This is a genomic window from Thiocapsa sp. (assembly GCF_022340925.1).
Classification (GTDB): domain Bacteria; phylum Pseudomonadota; class Gammaproteobacteria; order Chromatiales; family Chromatiaceae; genus Thiocapsa.
In genome coordinates, this window is record NZ_JAJDNA010000107.1 from 38544 (window position 1) to 59353 (window position 20810).

Genomic DNA, 20810 nt, shown 5'->3' on the forward strand with positions numbered 1-20810 from the left:
GAGGCCCTGCCTTGGGATCAGTCACCAGCCTGGATCCGATCCGATGTCAAACGATACCCTCTCCGATGAGATTGCGCTGCGTATCGGCCTTGCCGCCCGGATCCTGCCGGAAGCGGACCCCGCCCGAATGCTTCGTGTCCTCGCCGACGCGGTTGGCCTGCCGCCCACTGCGGCCGCGCTTGAGGCCCTGCGCTTAAAGGACCTCAGGCAGGCGGCCGACAGCGAGCTGGCCGAGCTGGACGCGGACGCGCTCAAATCCATGCTCGCGATCCTCAAGGGCGAGACCGGACAGACCGTTGCCCCGGCCCCGCCGATCGAGCCCTACGCCGAGGGCGACATGCCGGACTCGATCCGGGTCGCGTGCGCCTCGAACGGGGGCGAGGCGCTCGACGGACATTTTGGGGCCGCGCGGCGCTTCCTGGTCTACCAGGTCTCGGCCGCCGAGGTGCGTCTGATCGATGCGCGCGAGACGCAGGACTCTGGTCCCGGAGAAGACAAGAACGGCTCTCGCGCGGCTTCGATCGCCGATTGCCAGCTGGTCTACGTGGCCTCCATCGGAGGTCCCGCCGCGGCCAAGGTCGTCAAGGCCGGCATCCACCCGATCAAAGACCCCGACGGCGGCAGTGCTCGGACGCGTATGGTCGCATTACAGCGGGTCCTTGGCGATCAGGCCCCGCCCTGGCTCGCCAAGGCGATGGGCCGTGCGCCGGAGGAGCGGGTGCGGTTGACCCGCCCGGGCGACGCGGCATGATCCCGGAAGAGCGCCTCGACCAGATTACCGCGGTGGTGCGCCGCGCGGGTCTCAGTGACGTGACGCTGGCGGCGTTGCGGGAGGCGTTCCACGAGCTCCACTTCACATATTGCCGCGACGACGAGATCACGGTGGGCGCACCGGTGCGGACCTCCCCGGGCTTGAGGCTCTATCTGGTGGATGGCCGCGACCACTGTCCGGTCCTGACGAATGATCCGGCCAGCGCCACCGGGGTGGTCCTCGCGCATGTCGAAGACGAGGACGCGCCCTGAGAGCCGCCGCCGGCGACCAGCACCCGGCGTCCGGTTTGTGCCCGAATCGGCCCAACGGCCCTGCGCCGACCGAGCGTGTGGGCGATGGCGGCCTTGTCTCTTGTCCCTAGGCGTCACATCGGCGTTGTTCCGCCGCGACGCACGCCTCGCGCACCCGCGTGCTGCGTTGCGACTGCTCGCAATAGAGCCCACGATTCCTCCTCGTCCCGTCTTGCTCTCGGGCACGATAAACGTCCCTCGCTTTCCGCAATACCCGTGTGTGACGTGTCCATGCGCACCGGGTCGGCGTGCGACTGCAGCTCCCACACGCGCGCTTGCAGTTGCGGCACGCCCGACCCACTTCCTGCAGTGTCAGGGTCCGCTGCCAAAGAGTCCCGCCGTCAGCCTTGCCGGTGGCGCGCCCCGGCCGGCAGCACGTAGGCGACGTGTGCTTCGTTTACCCAGCCCGTCGCGGCAGACAATCCAGTGGAGGAAATCGATGAAATGCGCAATGCTGGTGACCGGTAACGGCCCGATCGTGATCGTCACGTCCTATGACTCGCTCGAGAACCCGGACTTGCTGCAGCGCCTGAACGAAAAAGGCATTCCGAAATTCCTGGCCTACGAGATCCCGTTGGAGCTGGCCGAGGAGCGTTACAAGGGCCACTTCAAGAAGGTCATGAACGGGTTTACCGAGTCCGACAGCCTCCGTGTCCTTGACCACAACGGACATCGTGCCTTCAACCTCTTCACTTGGGCGGAGCTGGGCGATCCGCTCGCCCACGAGGCTCCGCCGGACGAGCTCCCCCCGCATTGACGGCCCGCATGCGCACGACCGCCTCGACCGACTCGCCGTCAGACTCGATCGGATAGCGCCGATTGGGCCAAAGCCCGGCAGGCTCCTTGAGAAAGCCCCGCTGCGAAGGCTGTCCGGGTCTCCCCGGTGAGAGGCAGCTCAGAGCAGACTGAAGGTCACCGTGATCCCCGCCACCACAATGGCCATGATGCTCATGAGCTTGACGAGTATGTTCAGGCTCGGCCCAGAGGTGTCCTTGAAGGGATCACCCACGGTGTCACCGATCACGGAGGCGCGGTGTGCGCGTGAGTTCTTGCCGCCGTGATAACCGGACTCGATGTATTTCTTGGCGTTGTCCCAAGCGCCGCCAGCGTTTGAGAGAAAGACCGCAAGCACGAAGCCGCTTGCGAGACCGCCCATCAGCAGCCCGATCACCCCGGCGACGCCCAACACCAAACCGACCAGGATCGGGGCGACGATCGCGAGCAGCGCCGGGAGCACCATCTCGCGTTGAGCGCCGACGGTGGAGATGGCGACACAGCGCTCGTAGTCCGGCTGCGATGTCCCTTGGAGGATGCCGGGGTCTTCGCTGAACTGCCGGCGCACCTCCTCGACCATCATGATGGCGGCGCGCCCGACCGCCTGCACGGTCAGTCCGCTGAAGACGAAGGCCACCATCGAGCCGATGATCAACCCCACGAGAACGGTCGGGTTGAGCAGCGTTACATTGTAGAAGCTCATGAAATCGGTGAGGCTGGCCTGAGCCGTCTCAATCGTTGCGCCGTTACCGAGCGCCAGCAGCGTCTGTCCGGATTTCACCAGCTCGATCCGAATCACCTCGATGTATGAGGCGATCAGTGCCAGGGCCGTCAGCGCGGCGGAGCCGATCGCGAATCCTTTGCCGGTGGCCGCGGTGGTGTTGCCGAGCGAGTCCAGTGCGTCGGTTCGTTCTCTCACCTCGGGCCCCAGACCGCTCATCTCGGCGTTCCCGCCGGCATTGTCGGCGATGGGCCCGTAGGCGTCGCTGGCGAGCGTGATCCCCAGGGTGGAGAGCATCCCGACCGCTGCCACGGCCACGCCGTACAGTCCGAGGTTCATCCGAGTCAGGTCGAAACCGGAGGCGAGCAGAAAGGCCAGCAGGGTCCCGGTGCCGACGGCCAACACGGGAATCGCGGTCGACAGCATGCCCACGCCGATGCCTGCGATGATCGTCGTCGCCGGCCCGCCTTCGGCCTGGCTGGCGATGAGACGCGTCGGGCGGTAGCTTGCCGAGGTCGAGTACTCGGTGGAACGCCCGACGATGATGCCGGTCACCAAGCCGGTCACGACAGCGCCCCAGATGCCCCAGACATTAGGGATACCCAAGAGGAGCAAGAGTCCCGCGGCTGCGATGACGATCATGATGGCGCTGGCGTTGATCCCGCGCGAGAGTGACCCGAGCAGGTCCTTTTGGGTTGCGCCTTCTTTGGTCTTGACCAGGAACACCCCGGCGATCGAGAGCAGGATGCCGAGGCCGGCGATGGCAATGGGGGCGACCACGGCCTTGATCTGGAGCGTGGGCTCGGAGACATAGGCGGCCGCGCCCAAGGCGCATGCGGCCAGGATCGACCCGCAGTAAGACTCGAAGAGATCGGCCCCCATCCCGGCGACGTCGCCGACGTTGTCGCCGACGTTGTCGGCGATCACCGCCGGGTTGCGCGGGTCGTCTTCGGGGATGCCGGACTCCACCTTGCCAACGAGATCGGCGCCCACGTCTGCCGCCTTGGTAAAGATGCCGCCCCCGACCCGCGCAAACATGGCTTGCATCGAGGCACCTACGCTGAAGGTCAGGATGGTGGTGGTGATGAGGACCATCCGCACCCCTTCGCCGGCGTCGCCGCCGGGTATCAGCCAATTGGCGAGGATGAACCAGACGACGATGTTGCCGAGCCCCAGACCGACCACGACGAGCCCCATGACCGCCCCGCTGCGAAATGCGATCCGCAAGGCGTCCGAGAGCGACGAGCGTGCGGCCGCGGCGGTCCGTGTCGAGGCACGGGTGGCGGTTTGCATACCGAAATAGCCGGCGAGTGCAGAGAAGAAGCCGCCGAAGACGAAGGTGAAGGGCAGCCAGGGGTTCTGGGCCTTCAGGTAATAGGCGAGGAACGCAAAGATCAGGGCCAGGATCACGAAGACTAGCGCCATGACCTTGTATTGCTGGCGAAGATAGGCCATGGCGCCGTGGCGCACATGATCGCCGATCTCCTGCATCAGCGCGGTCCCCTGGTCTTGACGGACCATGTCCTTGAAAAAGATCCACGCATAGACCATCGCCAAGACCGCGGCAAGCGGCGCAATCCAAAAGACAGGCTCGTTCATGGGTTTTCCAAGCGATATGGGATGACAAAGAAGCCCGCCACGAATGGTGCGTCGGGCACCGAGTTGGACTGAGTCCGGGCGAATCCGGGGCGGCGCGTCACTCCAGGGCGGTCACCTGGGCCGATCGCCACCAGCTTCGATGGCGGTTCTCCAACTCCTCGGCGTCCGGGAAACGATAGAAGGCGAAATCGTCCTGGTCACCGACGTAGAAGCCGCCCTGGACCATGCGATACAGCACGCCCTCCTTGACCTGCTTCAACACCAGCTTGCTCGGCTTGGTGTCGTTTTGCTGCAGCTCGCTCAGCACGTCGCGCAGGTGGGCGAGGTTCGAATAGGGGAGATCGTCGGCCGAGCCGTTCTCGGGATCGCGGGCGAGCTCGCCGAGCCGCAGCTCGGAGAAGACGATCCGCGGGACATGGATGGGTTGCGCCGGATCAGTGATGGCGTTACAGAAATCGTGCGGCTCCGAACGGCTGGCGACCATGGGTGTGATCGGACAGAACTCCTGGTAGAGGTGCAGCCGTCCGCCAGACTCGGGGACGTAGGGCGCGCGCTGCAGCTCAAGGGTCTTGCCGTCATTCGTCACCAGATACAGGTGGCCGAGCGCCGAAACGGGCATCCGCGAGAGGACGTGGTAGATGGAGAGGTAGACCGAGCGTTTGGGGGCGCCGTCGGGCTGGACGACACAACGCTCATCCACCAAACGAAAGGGGAAGTCGTCGGAGCGGAACGAGGGATCGACCTCGAAAAAGATGGCCTCGCCCTTCACATGGACCTTGGTGCCGACCGCATAGTAGCTGCCGAATTCTTCCGGCTTGAGCATCGAAGCGATCAGGGCCTGAGGGATCAGGGACAGATAGAGGTGCTTTTCAGCCATGCCGAGCCTCGCCGTAATGTGCCCGGGTGTCCGACTGGAACCGGTGCCTGGTCATTATCGCCGTAAATTCGAGCGGTGTGGAGATGCGATGCCGTTCCGGCGGATGAGGGGCCGACGGTCAGGACCGGAATGCGCAACCTGGCTGGCGCGCCGAGGTCAAGCGGCACACAGGTCGGAATGGCCGGGGGCGGATACGTCCCTGTATCCTGCAAAGCTCCGGATGTTGGGGCTGCCGATTCGGCTTCGTCCGAAGCGACTCCCGGTTATTGGGCCGGGGTGGCCTGCGGGGCCGCTGCCGGAGCCGGCATCGGGGGCGCCGCACCATAAGGTCCGGCACCATAGCCGTAAGGCATGCCATAGCCGCCGCCATACGGGGCGCCGTAGCCTCCGCCGAAAGGCGCGCCATAGCCACCGTAGGGTGCGCCATAGCCATAGCCGTAGGGTTCGCCGTAGCCATAACCGCGCCCATAGCCACGGCCCAGACCGCGACCGTAGCCGCTGCCGCTCCCGCTCATGTTCATGTCGAAGTCGCCCGTGCCGTCGCCGAACATGTCGCCGAAGTTGTCCATCAGGCCACTGCCGTAACCGGGGCCGCCATAGCCCGGGCCGCCCCACCAGGCGCCCGCCGAGAAGGACGCGCCGGCCAGGGCAACGATGGCTGCAAGACCGGACACTCTGATCGCTCTCTTCATTGTCATCCTACCTGTTGTCACGAAACGTTAAATGCGGGCATTGCCGCGGGCTCGTCCCCACCACGGGGGACGTCGTTGGCCCCGACCGTGGACCTGAAGCGGGAACGGGATTCCAGCCCGTTGATCGGGGTGGATCTCCGAAGAAAACCGTATGAAAACGCAAGCTGCCGAACGGCGCGATTTGCCGTGATGCGCAAATCAGGACTGAAGGGGAGGTTGCGGGCTCGACGGCCCAACGGAAAAGGCCCCTCGATACGAGCAGGAAGCCTTTGATGTACCGATGATGGCGCCGTGAGTGTAGGCTTCCCGGGCTCCGGACGCAACGTCTTATCGAGTCCTCACACGGCAGCGAACTGCGCCCGGCCGGCCGGAAGAGTCCGTTGCTTGGTTTGCCTGAGATGCCCACCGGCGCGTCACCCGATGGTGCGCAGGGACCTTCCGCATCACATGGGACGCGTCCTGAGTGTCGCGTCCGGACGGCTCGGGTCGATCCGAGCCACAGGTTCTGACTTGGTCTTGGAGTCGGGCCGGGAATCCACGCGGATCTTGTTCCGCTCCAGGGCAGCATCATCCATGCGCTCAGGTCGATCCAGGCAGCGAGAGCTCCTTCCACAGCCGTAAGGTCGGGGCGGATTGGTTCATGGTGTAGAAGTGCAGGCCCGGGGCGCCGCCTTCCATGAGTCGGCGGCACAGGTGGAGAACCACCTCGTGACCGAACGCACGCAGACTGTCCACGTCATCGCCGTAGCCTTCGAGGCGGCGGCGAACCCAGCGCGGGATCTCGGCACCGCAGGCGTCGGAGAACCTGGCCAGCTGGGTGTAATTCGTGATCGGCATGATGCCGGGTACGATCGGCACTCTGATGTGTGCCCGGTCGCAGCTCTCGACGAACGCGAAGTAGGCATCGGAATTGTAGAAGTACTGGGTGATCGCGGCGTCGGCGCCTGCCTCGACCTTGCGCTTGAAGTTCTCCAGGTCGCGGGCGGGGCTTCCGGATTGCGGGTGGTACTCGGGGTAGGCGGCGACCTCGATCTTGAAGGCCAGCCCAAACTCGGCGCGGATAAAGGTGACGAGCTCGTTGGCATAACGAAAATCGCCGCCGGTGCCCCCACCCATTCCGGAGGGGAGATCACCGCGCAAGGCGACGACGTGTCGGATCCCCTGCTTCCGGTACAGGCTCAGGATGTTGCGGATTTCGGCACGCGTCGAGCCGACACAGGCGATGTGAGGTGCGGTCTCGATGTCGTGCCGACGCAGCCAGGCGACGGTTTCGAGGGTGCGTTCTCGCGTCGACCCGCCAGCCCCGTAGGTGACGGAGAAGTAGTCGGGCGCGACGCTGTTGAGCCGTTCGAGCTCCAGCTTGAGCTTATCCATCCCCTCGGGCGTCTTCGGCGGGAAGAGCTCGACGCTGTAGACGGGTGCTCGGTCAGTTTCGGGCGGCATGGCGTTGTGGCCCTCCAGCCTCCCAGGCGGCGCGGAGCCGCGCGACCTGGGGCTGTCTCCTTAATAACGGTAATGCTCGGACTTATAAGGGCCTTCCACGGCGACGCCGATATAGTCGGCCTGGTCGCGCGTCAAGGTCGTCAGGTGCGCCCCGATCTTGCCCAGGTGTAGACGAGCCACATCCTCGTCCAGATGCTTCGGCAGCACATAGACGCCGATCGGATAGTCCGCGGGTTTCGTAAAGATCTCGATCTGTGCCAGGACTTGGTTCGTGAAGCTGTTGGACATCACGAAGCTCGGATGGCCGGTCGCGCAGCCGAGGTTGACGAGGCGGCCCTCCGCGAGCAGGGTGATGCGATGCCCGTCCGGAAACAGGATCTGATCGACCTGGGGTTTAATGTTGACCCACTGATACCGTTTGAGCGACTGGACCTGGATCTCGTTGTCGAAATGGCCGATGTTGCAGACAATGGCCTGATCCTTCATCGCCGCCATGTGATCGTGGGTGATGATATCGGTGTTGCCGGTCGCGGTGACGAAGATATCGACCATCGAGACGACGTCCTCGATGGTGACGACCCGAAAGCCTTCCATTGCCGCTTGCAGGGCGCAGATCGGGTCGATTTCGGTTACCCAGACGGTCGCGCCCAGCCCCCGAAGCGACGCCGCGGAGCCCTTTCCGACATCGCCGAAACCGCAGACCAGCGCGATCTTGCCGGCGATCATGACATCGGTCGCGCGCTTGATTGCGTCCACCAGGGACTCGCGGCAGCCATAGAGGTTGTCGAACTTTGACTTGGTGACCGAGTCGTTGACGTTCATCGCCGGGAACAAGAGCTGCCCGTCACGGGCCATCTGATAGAGCCGTTTGACGCCGGTCGTGGTCTCCTCGGTCACGCCCCGGATCCCCTCGGCGATGCCGTGCCAGTGCAGCCGGTTACGGGCGAAGGTGCGGGCGAGCAGGCCCAGGATGGCCTGCCACTCCTCGCTGTCGTCGGCGCGCGGGGCCGGCACCGTCCCGGCCTTTTCGTACTCGACGCCCTTGTGGACGATCAAGGTCGCGTCTCCGCCGTCGTCCAAAATCATGTTCGGGCCGCCGCCGTCGGGCCAGTTCAAGACCTGCTCGGTGCACCACCAGTACTCGTCGAGGGTCTCCCCCTTCCAGGCGTAGACAGGGATTCCGGCAGCCGCGATCGCGGCGGCGGCATGGTCCTGGGTGGAGAAGATGTTGCAGGAGCACCAGCGGACCTGGGCGCCTAGCGCGACGAGGGTCTCGATCAGCACCGCGGTCTGGATCGTCATATGCAGACTGCCGGTGATGCGGGCACCGGCAAGTGGCTTGCTGCCCCCGAACCGCTCGCGCAGGGCGATGAGTCCCGGCATCTCGGTTTCGGCGATGGCGATCTCTTTGCGGCCGAAATCGGCCAGGGACAGGTCGGCGACCTTGTAGTCGGTAAACTCACTCATGGTTATCAGCTCCTGATGAATCGTGAGTGAGCGCCGTTGGTCGTGTCGACCAGGCCGCCGAGCCTGGCCCGAATGCCGGCCATCCGGGTTGCAACGCTCCTCGGCGGCGAGGTGTGCCTACAGATCAGATCCCCGCGGCCTCCCGCAGCATCTCGGCCTTGTCTGTCCGCTCCCAGGTGAAACCCGGCTCGGAGCGTCCGAAGTGACCGTATGCAGCCGTGTTGCGGAACTTGATGAGATCGCGGTTGTTGAGGTCCAGCATCCGCGTGATGCCGTACGGGCGCAGGTCGAAGTGGGCACGGATGAGCTCGATGATCCGATGCTCGCTGATGCTGGCCGTTCCGAAGGTATCAATGGACAACGACGTCGGCTCGGCCACGCCGATCGCGTACGAGACCTGGATCTCGCACTTTTCGGCGAGACCGGCCGCGACGATATTCTTGGCGACATAGCGGCCGGCGTAGGCCGCCGATCGATCGACCTTCGACGGGTCCTTGCCGGAGAAAGCGCCGCCGCCATGGCGCGCCATACCGCCGTAGGTGTCGACGATGATCTTGCGTCCGGTCAGACCACAGTCACCGACCGGGCCGCCGATGATGAACTGCCCGGTCGGGTTGATATGGTAGCTGGTCTCGCGCGTCAGCCAACCCGTGCCGCCCAGGACGGGCTTGATGACCTCTTCCATGACCGCCTCGTGCAGCACGCCCTGGCTGACCTCCGGGCTGTGCTGTGTGGAGAGCACCACGGCATCCACGGCAGCCGGTCTGCCGTCGATGTATCGGAAGGTCACCTGCGACTTCGCATCCGGACGCAGCCAAGGCAAGGTGCCGTTCTTGCGGACCTCGGCCTGGCGTTTGACCAGCCGGTGCGCGTAGTCAATCGGCGCGGGGATCAGCTGCTCGGTCTCGTTGGTGGCGTAACCGAACATCATGCCCTGGTCGCCGGCCCCCTGCGACTCCTCGCTCTCCCGGTCGACACCTTGCCCGATATCCTTGGACTGCTCACCCAGTGCAACCAGCACACCGCAGGTCTGGCCATCGAAGCCGACATCCGACCCAAGGTAGCCGATGTCGCAGACGACCTCACGGACCACGCCCTCGTAGTCGATCTTGAGGCTTCCATCGGTGAGCGTGATCTCCCCGGCCAGGACCACGAATCCGGTCTTGACCAACGTCTCGCAGGCGACGCGCGCCCTGGGGTGATTGGGATCGAGGCGATAGATCTCGTCGAGCACCGCATCGGAGATCTGGTCCGCCATCTTGTCCGGGTGCCCTTCGGAGACGGATTCGGATGTGAAGATGTAGTCCTTGCTCATAGTGTCGATGGCCTGCGTTTGGCGCCGGAAGGAGGCGTGTCTGGACGCGTTATAATAGCGATCCGGAGAGTGACTGCAAAACCGCTGACGCCGGCCGTTTCGCGCAGAAAGGTTTGGAAACCGCTCGGCTTCCGGTAACATGCCGCCCCACCCCGCCCGACCCAGTCACTCACTCGGAGGGCCCCGAATGGCCTCGCTTGAAACCCCCGTCTGCGATTTTGGGCGTCTCGCGCCGGATTTCTCGCTCCCCGGCGTCGACGGTAAGACCTGGACCCGCGATGCCTGCGCCGGCGAACGCGGGCTGCTGGTGATGTTCATCTGCAACCATTGCCCGTACGTCAAAGCGGTGCGCGAACGCATCGTCCGGGATGCGCGCGATCTCCGCGATTTCGGCATCGGCAGCGTTGCGATCATGTCGAACGATACCCGCGACTATCCGGAAGACTCGTTTGACAACATGCGGCGAATCGCCGAGGCGCTCGCTTTCCCCTTCCCCTACCTCCTCGATGAGAGTCAGGCTGTCGCCAAGGCGTACGGCGCGGTTTGCACCCCCGACTTCTTCGGCTACAACGCGGCGCTCGAGCTCCAGTATCGTGGGCGACTGGATGCGAGTCGCAAGGAAACGGCCCCGGATGATGCCGGGCGCGACCTGTTTGAGGCCATGAAGCGGGTGGCGCAGACGGGCAGGGGTCCCGAGAAACAGATTCCGAGCATGGGCTGCTCGATCAAATGGAAGCGCGCTTAGGGTGCCGGCGGGATGGGACATGGGGCAGGGCGTTTCGCTGACGACGAACCGGCTGAGATGACTGACCCCCTCGCTGCGTAAGTCTGAATATTAGGAACTTATAAATTCCTTTTTGGAGGTATAAGTTTGTTTTGATTTTCGGGTGGGTGCTCTTCGTCCACAATGACGGTCCTTTGTAAAGGAGCGCGGTCTGGCCATTTCGTTCGAGCACTCGAGTCCCCGTCGAGCGATCCCGAGGGCGCTAAGGTCCCGAGCCCCAAACACCACTTTCCAATGCCGTGCCACCTTCCGTGCCGCGCACCCCGCCACATGATCGGCGGTCGTTATCCCCGGCACGTTTCGCCGAATCGACCATTGCTTCCGAACCTAGGAGGGGCTGATGTCCTCAAGAAAAGAACTCGCCAATGCCATCCGGGCGCTCGCCATGGATGCGGTCCAAAAGGCCAATTCCGGTCACCCTGGTGCGCCGATGGGCATGGCCGATATCGCCGAGGTGCTCTGGAACGACTTCATGACTCACAACCCGGCGAATCCGGCCTGGATTGATCGTGATCGATTCGTGCTGTCGAATGGTCACGGCTCGATGCTGATCTACGCGCTCCTGCATCTCACAGGGTATGAGCTCGGAATCGAGGACCTCAAGCAGTTCCGTCAGCTCCATTCGAAGACCCCGGGTCATCCCGAGTATGGCTATGCGCCGGGTATCGAGACCACCACGGGTCCGCTTGGACAGGGTATCTCCAACGCGGTCGGCATGGCCTTGGCGGAGCGGGCGTTGGCTGCCCAGTTCAACCGCCCGGGCCATACGATTGTCGACCATTTCACCTACGTCTTTCTGGGTGACGGCTGTCTGATGGAGGGGATCTCCCACGAGGCCTGCTCCCTGGCCGGTGCCCTCGGGCTCGGCAAGCTGATCGCGATCTATGACGACAACAACATCTCGATCGACGGCGAGGTCCGGGGGCACGGCGATACCCCGGCCTGGTTTCTGGACGATACGCCCAAGCGCTTCGAGGCCTATGGATGGCACGTCATCCCGAAGGTCGACGGCCACGATCCGGAGGCCGTCAAAGCCGCGATCGAGGAGGCCCGCGAGGTCACGGACCGACCGAGCATCATCTGCTGTCAGACGATCATCGGTTACGGCTCGCCGAACAAGCAGGGTAAGGAAGAGTGCCACGGTGCCGCGCTCGGGGAGGATGAGGTCGCGCTGACCCGGGAGGCGTTGGGCTGGAGCCATCCGCCCTTTGTAATGCCCGAGGCCGTCTATCAGGGGTGGGATGCGAGAGAGCGCGGTGCGGCGGCCGAGTCGGACTGGAATGACAGGTTCGCTGCCTATGCAGCTGCTTTCCCGGCCGAGGCCGCCGAGCTCAAGCGTCGCATGGCAGGCGATCTGCCCCAGGACTGGCCCGAGCAGGCCGACGCCTTCATCGCTGCCGTCGTCGACAAGGGTGAGACCATCGCCTCGCGCAAGGCATCTCAGAACGCCCTCAACGGCTTCGGGCCACTGCTCCCCGAGTTGCTCGGCGGCTCGGCGGACCTGGCCGGCTCGAACTTGACCCTTTGGAAGGGTGCCAAGGGCATCGGAAAGGGCCAGGCCGCCGGCAACTATGTCTACTACGGCGTGCGCGAGTTCGGCATGTCGGCCATCATGAACGGCGTTGCCCTCCATGGGGGGTTCGTCCCGTACGGTGCCACTTTCCTGATGTTCTCCGAGTATGCCCGCAATGCGCTGCGCATGGCGGCGCTGATGCGCATTCAATCGATCTTCGTCTACACCCACGACTCCATCGGGTTGGGCGAAGACGGTCCGACCCATCAACCGGTCGAGCAGATCCCGACCTTGCGGATGATCCCGAATATGAGTGTCTGGCGCCCATGCGACGCCGTCGAGTCCGCGGTTGCTTGGAAGCTCGCGATCGAGCGCCGTGATCGTCCGAGCTGCCTCATCTTCTCACGGCAGAACCTGGCACACATGAGCCGCAGCCCCGAGCAGGTCGACGCGATCGCTCGGGGTGGCTATATCCTGCGCGACTGCGACGGGACCCCCGCCGCCATCATCATCGCGACCGGATCCGAGGTCGAGCTGGCGGTGAAGGCTGCCGAGGCCATGGTAGACAAGGCAATCCGAGTGGTGTCCATGCCGTCCACTGACATCTTCGATGCACAGGATGCCGGCTATCGCGAATCCGTCCTGCCCAAGGCCGTGACCGCCCGGGTCGCGGTGGAGGCGGCGGTCCCCGATGGCTGGTGGAAGTATGTCGGTCAAGACGGGGCGGTGCTCGGCATCACCCGTTTCGGCGAGTCGGCGCCTGCCGGCCCGCTGTTCAAAGAGTTCGGGTTCACCGTTGAGAACCTGGTGGCTCAGGTCCGAAGTGTGCTCTGACCGTGGGCCGGCCGTCCGGGCGGACCATCCCGCGGCGGCCCGATCCGCGCGAATGCAGCGCATCGGTACACCGATCGGTCGCTCGTCCTCTGGCATGGATCTCCGGTCTCGCGTTGGTCAACCATCGCGCACCCGGTGCCCAGAGACCGAACACCCTCTTCCCCTCACAGGAGTATCTCTAAATGACACTTAAAGTCGGCATCAATGGGTTCGGCCGGATCGGCCGTATGGCATTTCGCGCCATTGCAAAGGATTTTCCCGGGATCGAGGTCGTCGGCATCAACGACCTCCTCGAGCCGGACTATCTGGCCTACATGCTCAAGTACGATTCGGTGCACGGCAACTTCCAGGGCGACATCGCGGTCGACGGCAACACCATGGTCGTCAACGGCAAGGCGATCCGTCTGACAGCCGAGCGCGATCCGGCCAATCTCAAATGGGGCGACGTCGGCGCAGAGCTGGTCATCGAGTGCACCGGCTTCTTCCTGACCGAGGAGACCTGCCAGAAGCATATCGACGCCGGCGCCAAGAAGGTCGTGCAGAGCGCGCCGTCGAAGGACGCGACCCCGATGTTCGTCTACGGCGTCAATCATCAGGCCTACGCGGGGCAGGCCATCATCTCCGCAGCGTCCTGCACCACCAACTGTCTGGCGCCGGTGGCCAAGGTGCTGCATGACAACTGGGGCATCAAGCGCGGCCTCATGACCACGGTGCATGCTGCCACCGCGACGCAGAAGACTGTCGATGGTCCCTCGATGAAGGACTGGCGGGGCGGTCGGGGAATCCTCGAGAACATCATCCCGTCGTCGACCGGTGCGGCCAAAGCGGTGGGCAAGGTGCTGCCGGAGCTGAACGGCAAGCTGACCGGGATGGCCTTCCGCGTGCCGACGTCGGATGTGTCCGTGGTCGATCTGACCGTTGAGCTGAGCAAGGATGCCACCTATGACGCCATCTGCGCGGCCATGAAGTCCGCCTCCGAGTCGGGCGATCTGGCGGGTGTGCTCGCTTACACCGACGAGAAGGTCGTTTCCACCGATTTTCGCGGCCGCTCGACCCCCTCCATCTTCGATGCCGAGGCCGGGATTGCCCTGGACCCGACCTTCATCAAGGTCGTCGCCTGGTATGACAACGAGTACGGATATACCTGCAACATGCTGCGCATGGTCGAGCACGTCGCTGCCTAAACGATCCACGTTCGGCGACCAGCCTCCAGCCGCCGGTGTTCAGGCGTCCGGGCTGGGCGCTGGTGGCTAGGAGCCTGTCGGACTTGAGCGATCGTCGCGAGCCGAGTGGGGGGTCCAGGACAGATTCGACCGATTTTGAGGCGCATAGTGGGTCTATGTAACGAGAAATCGTGCGGATATGGGCTGCTCTCCCGCCGGCGCAGTAGATCGGCCCCAAGTCCGACAGGCTCCTAGAGGTGCTGGCCGTGCGCTCCATGAGGGTGTTCAGGCAAGGCCGGCCTTGGTCCTGAATTCTTTCGATCTCGACACTCTGCGGGGGTACCCATGTCCTTCATCAAACTCACGGATCTCGATCTGTCCGGCAAGCGGGTGCTGATCCGATCAGACCTGAACGTCCCGGTCAAGGGCGGTAAGGTCACATCGGATGCTAGAATCACGGCCTCCATTCCGACCTTCGACCATTGTCTGAAGGCGGGCGCAAAGGTGATGGTGATGTCGCACCTGGGCCGGCCTGAGGAGGGTGTCTTCTCGGACGTCGACTCGCTCAAGCCGGTTGCCGAGGCCATCGGGGCCAAGCTGGGCCAAGAGGTGCGACTCGTGCGCGACTACCTTGAACGGGCGCCAGAAGTGGCTGACGGGGAGCTGGTGCTTCTGGAGAACGTCCGCTTCAACCGCGGCGAGGGCAAGGACGGCGAGGAGCTGTCCAAGCAGTACGCCGCGCTCTGCGATGTCTTCGTCATGGACGCTTTCGGCACTGCGCACCGCGCGCAAGCCTCCACCCACGGCGTCGGTCGGTTTGCCCCGGTCGCCTGTGCGGGACTGCTGCTCGCCGAAGAGCTTGATGCGCTTGAAAAGGCGCTCGCCGATCCGGCACGCCCCATGGTCGCGATTGTCGGCGGGTCGAAGGTCTCCACCAAGCTGACCGTGCTGGAGTCCCTGTCGGAGAAGGTCGATCAACTGGTGGTTGGCGGTGGCATCGCCAACACATTCCTCGCGGCGGCCGGATATCCGGTCGGCAAGTCGCTCTGCGAGCACGACCTCATCCCCACCGCGAAGGCGTTGATGGAGAAGATGAGCGCGCGTGGCGCCAGTATTCCGATCGCGGTCGATGTGGTGTGTGGCAAGAAGTTCGATGAGAACGAGCCGGCCGTGACCAAGGATGTCGCGGAGGTCGCCGAGGACGACATGATCTTCGACATTGGCCCCAGGTCGGCCCAGCAGCTGGCCGATGTCATCAGCAAGGCCGGGACCATCGTCTGGAACGGCCCCGTCGGCGTGTTCGAGTTCGACCAGTTCGGTGAGGGGACCAAGACCGTGTCCATGGCGATCGCATCCGCCCCGGGCTTCAGCCTGGCCGGCGGCGGCGACACCATCGCGGCGATTCAGAAATATCAGATCTACGATCAGATCTCATACATCTCGACTGCCGGGGGCGCGTTTCTCGAGTATCTGGAGGGCAAGACCCTCCCGGCGGTAGCTATGCTGGAGGCGCGGGCGAAAGACTGATCGAATCTCGCCGGCCGCTGTCCTCCGCCCGTGGGCGGGAGGTCTGAGGCCGGACGGTGGAGGCCGGAGGCTGAACATGCCAAGACGTACCAAGATCGTCGCCACCCTCGGCCCGGCCACCGACTCGCCGTCGGTGATGGACGAGCTCGTCGCCGCTGGGGTGGACGTCGTTCGCCTGAATCTCTCACACGACAGTCATGCGCGCCACCGTGACCGGTCGGAGAGAATCCGTGAGCGCGCCGCTGCGGCCGGACGGGAGGTTGCGGTCCTCATCGATCTGCAGGGACCCAAGATCCGTATCGGCCAGTTTGCTGATGGCCCGGTCTCACTCATGCGCGGCGAGGGCTTCGCAATCGACACGTCCTGTGCCCTGGACGAAGGTGACCGGGAACGGGTTGGTACCACCTACCCGGGGCTCGTGGGTGACGTGGGCCACGGCGATACGCTGCTGCTCGACGACGGTGCGATCGAGCTCTGGGTGGAAGCCGTCAGCGATGGGCGGATTGATTGCAGGGTGGTCGTCGGCGGCACCTTGTCCGACAACAAGGGGATCAACAAGAAGGGTGGCGGTCTGTCCGCGCCCGCCTTGACCGATAAGGATCACGATGACCTGCGCTTCGCGGCGGAGATCGACGCCGATTATCTGGCGGTCTCCTTCGTGCGCAACGGCGATGACGTTCGGTTGGCCCGTGAGCTCTTTCATGAGGCTGGCGGGCACGGCGGCATCGTCGCCAAGATCGAGCGCGCCGAGGCGCTGCGGGCGATCGACGACATCATCAATGCCGCCGATATCATCATGGTCGCAAGGGGTGATCTGGGCGTGGAGATCGGGGACGCTGAGCTGCCGGCAGCTCAGAAGCATTTGATCAGCCGGGCGCGCGAGCTCAACAGCGTCGTGATCACCGCTACCCAGATGATGCAGTCCATGATCGAGAATCCGATCCCGACCCGGGCGGAGGTCTTCGACGTGGCGAACGCGGTGCTCGACGGCACGGATGCCGTTATGCTCTCGGCGGAGAGCTCGATTGGAAAGAATCCGGCCAAAGTGGTCGAGGCGTTGGATCGGATCTGTCTTGAGGCGGAGAAGCACGTTACCCGCTCGGGGCACAGATTGGATTCGGTCTTTGGCCGCGTGGACGAGGCGATTGCGATGGCCGCCATGTATACCGCCAACCATCTCGGCGTAAAGGCCATCGCTGCCTTGACGGAGACCGGATCGACGGTGAAATGGATGTCGCGCATCCGCTCGGGGATTCCCATCTACGCGATCACGAGATCCGCGCCAACCCGCAGAAAAGTAAGGGTGTTTCGGGGTGTTTATCCGGTAAGCTTCGACGTCTCGAGCACCGACATCCACGAGGTGAACTGCGAGGTGATCGACGAGTTGCTGCGGCGTGGCACCGTCCGCGACGGCGACTTGGTGATCATCACGAAGGGCGACCGCTCGGGGGTTGAAGGTCAGACGAATATCATGAAAATCATGCGGGTCGGTGAGCATAAGCTCCTTACCAAGGACTAGGAGCCTGTCGGACTTAGGGGGATAGCAGCGAGGGAGTGGGAGAGCGAGGCCATTTCGTTCCGGTTTCGAGGCGCATAGTGGGGCTATGTAACGAAAGAGCCGGGCGAGACGGACCATTGTCCCGCTTCCGTAGCCGATTCATCCTAAGTCCGACAGGCCCCTAGGCCCGCGATTCTGTTTTGTTCACTGTCAGTCCGATACGAGGAGAACCTACATGGCCCTGATTTCGCTTCGTCAACTGCTCGACCACGCCGCCGAGCACGGCTACGGCGTTCCCGCCTACAACGTCAACAACCTGGAGCAGATGCGCGCCATCATGGAGGCCGCCGACGAGACCGATTCCCCGGTCATCGTGCAGGCATCCGCCGGTGCCCGCAAATATGCCGGTGCGCCCTTCCTTCGCCACCTCATCTTGTCGGCCATCGAAGAGTGGCCCCACATCCCGGTCTGCATGCACCAAGATCACGGTGCCTCTCCCGCGATCTGTCAGCGCTCGATTCAACTGGGATTCTCCTCGGTCATGATGGACGGCTCGCTGGGTGAGGACATGAAGACCCCGACGAACTACGAGTACAACGCGCGCGTCACCCGGCAGGTTGTCGAGATGGCACACGCCTGCGGTGTCTCGGTCGAGGGTGAGCTCGGCTGTCTCGGCTCGCTGGAGTCCGGCATGGCCGGCGAGGAAGACGGCTCGGGTGCGGAAGGCGTGCTCACGCACGATCAGCTCCTGACCGATCCGGAAGAGGCTGCCCGCTTCGTCAAGGATACACATGTCGATGCCCTTGCGATCGCGATCGGCACCTCTCACGGGGCCTACAAATTCACCCGTCCGCCGACCGGCGACATCCTTGCCATTCAGCGGATCCGTGAGATCCATGCGCGCATCCCCAACACCCACCTGGTGATGCACGGATCTTCCTCGGTGCCGCAGGATTGGCTGGCGATTATCAACCAGTACGGCGGCGACATGGGCGAGACCTACGGGGTCCCGGTCGAAGAGATCGCCGAAGGCATCAAGAACGGCGTCCGCAAGGTCAACATCGATACCGATCTGCGAATGGCATCCACCGGCGCCATCCGCAAGTTCCTTGCCGAGAACCCGAAGGAATTCGATCCGCGCAAATACTTTTCTGCTGCCACCAAGGCGATGAAGGGCATCTGCAAGGCTCGCTACGAGGCCTTCGGTACAGCCGGAAACGCAAGCAAGATCAAAGTGTTGTCTTTGGAGGCCATGACCAATCGCTATGCGAAGGGCGAGCTGGATCCAAAGGTCAACTGAGGGTTCCCTGCCCGGCAGGAAAGGAGGCACAGGGGCGCGCGAGCGCCCCTTTTTTGTAGAGCGCAGGGTTTGGAGGCTCGTTGACCATAAACCGGCTGTTCAGACGGAGGTCGTCGTGACCGAGCATGAGAAGTTTCCTTGTCCCTGTTGCGGCCACCGCGTACACGACTACGAGCCCGGATTTCACCAGGTCTGTCCGATCTGTGGCTGGGAGGACGATCTCACCCAACTGCGCTTCGCCCAGATGCCCGGGAGCAGCAACACCGTCAGCCTCCAGGACGCGCAGCAGAATTACCGCGACTATGGCGCCTCGGAGCGCCGCAATCTCGGCAGGACCCGCCCTCCAGTAGAAGGCGAGACGCTGGACGACGGATGGCGGCCGATCGATCCCACGCGCGACAATATCGAACAACCGCATCGTGGCGCCTCTTACGCGGAGTCTTACCCCTGGCCCGACACCACGGTCCTCTACTACTGGCGAATGACGTACTGGCGCCGGGTCGTGGGCTGAACGATTCAGCGCGTCCCGTGCGGCGTAAGATGCCGTGCTGGTTTGTTGGCCAGGACGGCCAATAACTCAGCCCCTGCCCAGTGCGGACGACGCCGATCCCCCTGAGTCCGACAGGCTCCTAGGGGGCGAGTCGATCGATCCGCCACCCTGCTTCGCGATCCCGTGTATACAGGAAGCGGTCATGGAGGCGACTCTCCCGGCCCTGCCAAAACTCGATCGCCTCGGGAGCCACACGGTAGCCGCCCCAGAAATCGGGGATCGGGATCTCTCCATTGGCAAACTTTCCCTTGATCTCGGCCACCTTGGCCTCGAGCAATGAGCGAGACTTGATCACCTGGCTTTGCGGCGATGACCAGGCGCCGATCTTGCTGCCACGAGGGCGCGTCACGAAATATGCAAGCGACTCGGCCATCGGGACACGCTCCGCCCGGCCAGTGATATGCACCTGCCTTGCCAGTGCGACCCAGGGGAAGAGCAGCGCGACGCGAGGATTCCGGGCGATCTGCCGCGCCTTACGGCTCTCGTAATTGGTAAAGAAGACGAACCCCCGCCGGTCGAAGAGCTTCAGCAACACCGTGCGGACAAAAGGCTGCCCCAACTCGTCGACGGTGCAAAGGCTCATGGCGTTGGGTTCCGGCAAGCCGGTTTCGATCGCTGCCCGGAACCAATCCTCGAACTGCCTGAGCGGGTCCGGGTCGAGACCGCGCCGCGAGAGTCCCTGTTGCATCGCCGCCTGCCTAAAAGCATCCGCGTTCATGGAAAATTGTCTACTACAATAAAAAAAATTAGGATAATTGGCTCGCTAAATGCTGGAGGCATCTGTACGGTTGCGGGCAAGACCGAGTGGGACGGTCAATCTTCCATGATCCCCCCTGGAGGCCGCCACTGAACCTCGATAGGGCGATGTCTCAGAATACGTCATCGAGCGGATCGTCAAAAAGACTCAATCGGAGCCTCGTCATGACCCGCCAACACCAGATCCGAGTCCTGCAGCAGGATTGGGCAGACAACCCCCGTTGGACCGATGTGAAGCGCGGCTATTCCGCCGAGGATGTCGTCCGCCTGCGCGGTTCCGTCCAACCGGAGCAGACCTATGCCAGGCACGGGGCCGAGAAGCTGTGGCGTCTGGTTCGTGGCCATTCGAAAAAAGGCTATGTCAACTGCATGGGTGCCATCACGGGAGGCCAAGCGCTGCAACAGGCCAAGGCCGGCATTGAAGCCATCTATCTCTCGGGCTGGCAGGTGGCCGCGGACGGCAACACCTCGGAGACCATGTATCCGGACCAGTCCCTGTATGCCTACGACTCCGTGCCTGCCATGGTGCGGCGGATCAACAACGCCTTCAAGCGCGCCGACGAGATCCAATGGTCGAAGGGGATTGAGCCGGGTGATTCGGCCTATATCGACTATTTTCTGCCGATCGTGGCGGACGCCGAGGCTGGTTTTGGCGGTGTGCTGAATGCCTTCGAGCTCATGAAGAACATGATCGAGGCCGGGGCGGCCGGGGTTCATTTCGAGGATCAGCTCGCGTCGGTCAAGAAGTGCGGGCACATGGGCGGGAAGGTGTTGGTCCCGACGCGCGAGGCTGTCCAGAAACTGATCGCGGCACGACTCGCCGCCGACGTCATGGGCGTACCGACCCTGCTGCTGGCTCGAACCGATGCGGAGGCCGCGAATCTCTTGACCTCCGACGTCGATGACAACGACCGCCCATTCGTAACCGGCGAGCG

The 20810-nt window shown here is 63.7% G+C and carries 18 protein-coding genes and 1 riboswitch; of the genes, 11 read left to right on the forward strand and 7 right to left on the reverse strand.

The genetic code is table 11. The features are described 5' to 3' along the window. The first annotated feature begins 43 nt into the window (after positions 1-43). The 3 genes from LJE61_RS13210 (at position 44) to LJE61_RS13220 (ending at position 1819) form a co-directional block, all read left to right on the forward strand. A complete protein-coding gene (locus LJE61_RS13210) occupies positions 44-751 on the forward strand; it encodes a dinitrogenase iron-molybdenum cofactor biosynthesis protein (RefSeq protein ID WP_296912014.1) in 708 nt (235 codons plus the stop codon). Next, complete coding sequence (locus LJE61_RS13215; RefSeq protein WP_296912012.1) at positions 748-1023, forward strand: DUF6129 family protein; 276 nt, start codon at positions 748-750, stop codon at positions 1021-1023. The genes LJE61_RS13210 and LJE61_RS13215 overlap by 4 nt, the downstream gene beginning before the upstream one ends. A 478-nt stretch (positions 1024-1501) precedes the next feature. Continuing rightward, entirely contained in the window at positions 1502-1819 is a 318-nt protein-coding gene (locus tag LJE61_RS13220; protein WP_296912010.1) for a hypothetical protein, read from the forward strand. 138 nt (positions 1820-1957) lie between these two features. Here LJE61_RS13220 and LJE61_RS13225 read toward each other — a convergent pair whose 3' ends face one another. The 6 genes from LJE61_RS13225 to metK all read right to left on the reverse strand — a co-directional run bounded on the left by LJE61_RS13225 (position 1958) and on the right by metK (position 9950). Continuing rightward, the gene (locus LJE61_RS13225) at positions 1958-4156 is read right to left on the reverse strand and encodes a sodium-translocating pyrophosphatase (RefSeq protein ID WP_296912007.1); all 2199 of its coding nucleotides are present in this window, start codon (positions 4154-4156) and stop codon (positions 1958-1960) included. 97 nt (positions 4157-4253) lie between these two features. Continuing rightward, positions 4254-5033, reverse strand: a complete 780-nt coding sequence (locus LJE61_RS13230) for a hypothetical protein (protein ID WP_296912005.1) — start codon at positions 5031-5033, stop codon at positions 4254-4256. Between the two features lie 263 nt (positions 5034-5296). Beyond that, complete coding sequence (locus LJE61_RS13235) at positions 5297-5725, reverse strand: sulfur globule family protein (RefSeq protein ID WP_296912002.1); 429 nt, start codon at positions 5723-5725, stop codon at positions 5297-5299. Between the two features lie 579 nt (positions 5726-6304). Continuing rightward, positions 6305-7168, reverse strand: a complete 864-nt coding sequence (gene metF / locus LJE61_RS13240) for a methylenetetrahydrofolate reductase [NAD(P)H] (protein WP_296918610.1) — start codon at positions 7166-7168, stop codon at positions 6305-6307. A 60-nt stretch (positions 7169-7228) separates the two neighbouring features. Next, entirely contained in the window at positions 7229-8635 is a 1407-nt protein-coding gene (gene ahcY, locus LJE61_RS13245; RefSeq protein ID WP_296911998.1) for an adenosylhomocysteinase, read from the reverse strand. Between the two features lie 21 nt (positions 8636-8656). Further along, a riboswitch (S-adenosyl-L-homocysteine riboswitch) is annotated at positions 8657-8743 on the reverse strand. A 16-nt stretch (positions 8744-8759) separates the two neighbouring features. Then, positions 8760-9950 carry a methionine adenosyltransferase gene (metK, locus tag LJE61_RS13250; protein ID WP_296911996.1) on the reverse strand — a complete coding sequence of 397 codons (1191 nt, stop codon included), beginning with the start codon at positions 9948-9950 and terminating at the stop codon, positions 8760-8762. Between the two features lie 187 nt (positions 9951-10137). Between metK and LJE61_RS13255 the strand changes: the two genes are divergently transcribed. The 7 genes from LJE61_RS13255 to LJE61_RS13285 all read left to right on the forward strand — a co-directional run bounded on the left by LJE61_RS13255 (position 10138) and on the right by LJE61_RS13285 (position 19080). Beyond that, positions 10138-10695, forward strand: coding sequence for a thioredoxin family protein (locus LJE61_RS13255; protein ID WP_296911993.1), 558 nt, complete (start codon positions 10138-10140; stop codon positions 10693-10695). Between the two features lie 379 nt (positions 10696-11074). After that, positions 11075-13081, forward strand: coding sequence for a transketolase (gene tkt / locus LJE61_RS13260; protein WP_296911991.1), 2007 nt, complete (start codon positions 11075-11077; stop codon positions 13079-13081). Between the two features lie 182 nt (positions 13082-13263). Next, on the forward strand, positions 13264-14265 hold the full coding sequence (gap, locus tag LJE61_RS13265) for a type I glyceraldehyde-3-phosphate dehydrogenase (RefSeq protein ID WP_296911989.1): 1002 nt from the start codon (positions 13264-13266) through the stop codon (positions 14263-14265). Between the two features lie 324 nt (positions 14266-14589). After that, positions 14590-15771: a phosphoglycerate kinase gene (locus LJE61_RS13270; RefSeq protein ID WP_296911891.1), complete on the forward strand. Its 1182-nt coding sequence runs from the start codon at positions 14590-14592 to the stop codon at positions 15769-15771. 76 nt (positions 15772-15847) lie between these two features. Then, a complete protein-coding gene (gene pyk, locus LJE61_RS13275; protein WP_296911892.1) occupies positions 15848-17290 on the forward strand; it encodes a pyruvate kinase in 1443 nt (480 codons plus the stop codon). 214 nt (positions 17291-17504) lie between these two features. Next, entirely contained in the window at positions 17505-18569 is a 1065-nt protein-coding gene (gene fba, locus LJE61_RS13280) for a class II fructose-bisphosphate aldolase (protein ID WP_296911894.1), read from the forward strand. Positions 18570-18684: 115 nt separating this feature from the next. Next, complete coding sequence (locus tag LJE61_RS13285; protein ID WP_296911896.1) at positions 18685-19080, forward strand: CPCC family cysteine-rich protein; 396 nt, start codon at positions 18685-18687, stop codon at positions 19078-19080. Positions 19081-19198: 118 nt separating this feature from the next. Here LJE61_RS13285 and pdxH read toward each other — a convergent pair whose 3' ends face one another. Continuing rightward, positions 19199-19837: a pyridoxamine 5'-phosphate oxidase gene (gene pdxH / locus LJE61_RS13290; RefSeq protein WP_296918612.1), complete on the reverse strand. Its 639-nt coding sequence runs from the start codon at positions 19835-19837 to the stop codon at positions 19199-19201. A gap of 203 nt (positions 19838-20040) precedes the next feature. Here pdxH and aceA point away from each other — a divergent pair. Then, positions 20041-20810: isocitrate lyase (gene aceA, locus LJE61_RS13295; RefSeq protein ID WP_296918613.1), on the forward strand; the 770-nt coding region annotated here is incomplete at its 3' end.

What these genes read in the sequence shown, in the direction of transcription:
- LJE61_RS13210 (WP_296912014.1), top strand. Translation starts at nt 44, where the DNA reads ATGTCAAACGATACCCTCTCCGATGAGATTGCGCTGCGTATCGGCCTT.
- LJE61_RS13215 (WP_296912012.1), top strand. Translation starts at nt 748, where the DNA reads ATGATCCCGGAAGAGCGCCTCGACCAGATTACCGCGGTGGTGCGCCGC.
- LJE61_RS13220 (WP_296912010.1), top strand. Translation starts at nt 1,502, where the DNA reads ATGAAATGCGCAATGCTGGTGACCGGTAACGGCCCGATCGTGATCGTC.
- LJE61_RS13225 (WP_296912007.1), bottom strand. Translation starts at nt 4,156, where the DNA reads ATGAACGAGCCTGTCTTTTGGATTGCGCCGCTTGCCGCGGTCTTGGCG.
- LJE61_RS13230 (WP_296912005.1), bottom strand. Translation starts at nt 5,033, where the DNA reads ATGGCTGAAAAGCACCTCTATCTGTCCCTGATCCCTCAGGCCCTGATC.
- LJE61_RS13235 (WP_296912002.1), bottom strand. Translation starts at nt 5,725, where the DNA reads ATGAAGAGAGCGATCAGAGTGTCCGGTCTTGCAGCCATCGTTGCCCTG.
- metF (WP_296918610.1), bottom strand. Translation starts at nt 7,168, where the DNA reads ATGCCGCCCGAAACTGACCGAGCACCCGTCTACAGCGTCGAGCTCTTC.
- ahcY (WP_296911998.1), bottom strand. Translation starts at nt 8,635, where the DNA reads ATGAGTGAGTTTACCGACTACAAGGTCGCCGACCTGTCCCTGGCCGAT.
- metK (WP_296911996.1), bottom strand. Translation starts at nt 9,950, where the DNA reads ATGAGCAAGGACTACATCTTCACATCCGAATCCGTCTCCGAAGGGCAC.
- LJE61_RS13255 (WP_296911993.1), top strand. Translation starts at nt 10,138, where the DNA reads ATGGCCTCGCTTGAAACCCCCGTCTGCGATTTTGGGCGTCTCGCGCCG.
- tkt (WP_296911991.1), top strand. Translation starts at nt 11,075, where the DNA reads ATGTCCTCAAGAAAAGAACTCGCCAATGCCATCCGGGCGCTCGCCATG.
- gap (WP_296911989.1), top strand. Translation starts at nt 13,264, where the DNA reads ATGACACTTAAAGTCGGCATCAATGGGTTCGGCCGGATCGGCCGTATG.
- LJE61_RS13270 (WP_296911891.1), top strand. Translation starts at nt 14,590, where the DNA reads ATGTCCTTCATCAAACTCACGGATCTCGATCTGTCCGGCAAGCGGGTG.
- pyk (WP_296911892.1), top strand. Translation starts at nt 15,848, where the DNA reads ATGCCAAGACGTACCAAGATCGTCGCCACCCTCGGCCCGGCCACCGAC.
- fba (WP_296911894.1), top strand. Translation starts at nt 17,505, where the DNA reads ATGGCCCTGATTTCGCTTCGTCAACTGCTCGACCACGCCGCCGAGCAC.
- pdxH (WP_296918612.1), bottom strand. Translation starts at nt 19,837, where the DNA reads ATGAACGCGGATGCTTTTAGGCAGGCGGCGATGCAACAGGGACTCTCG.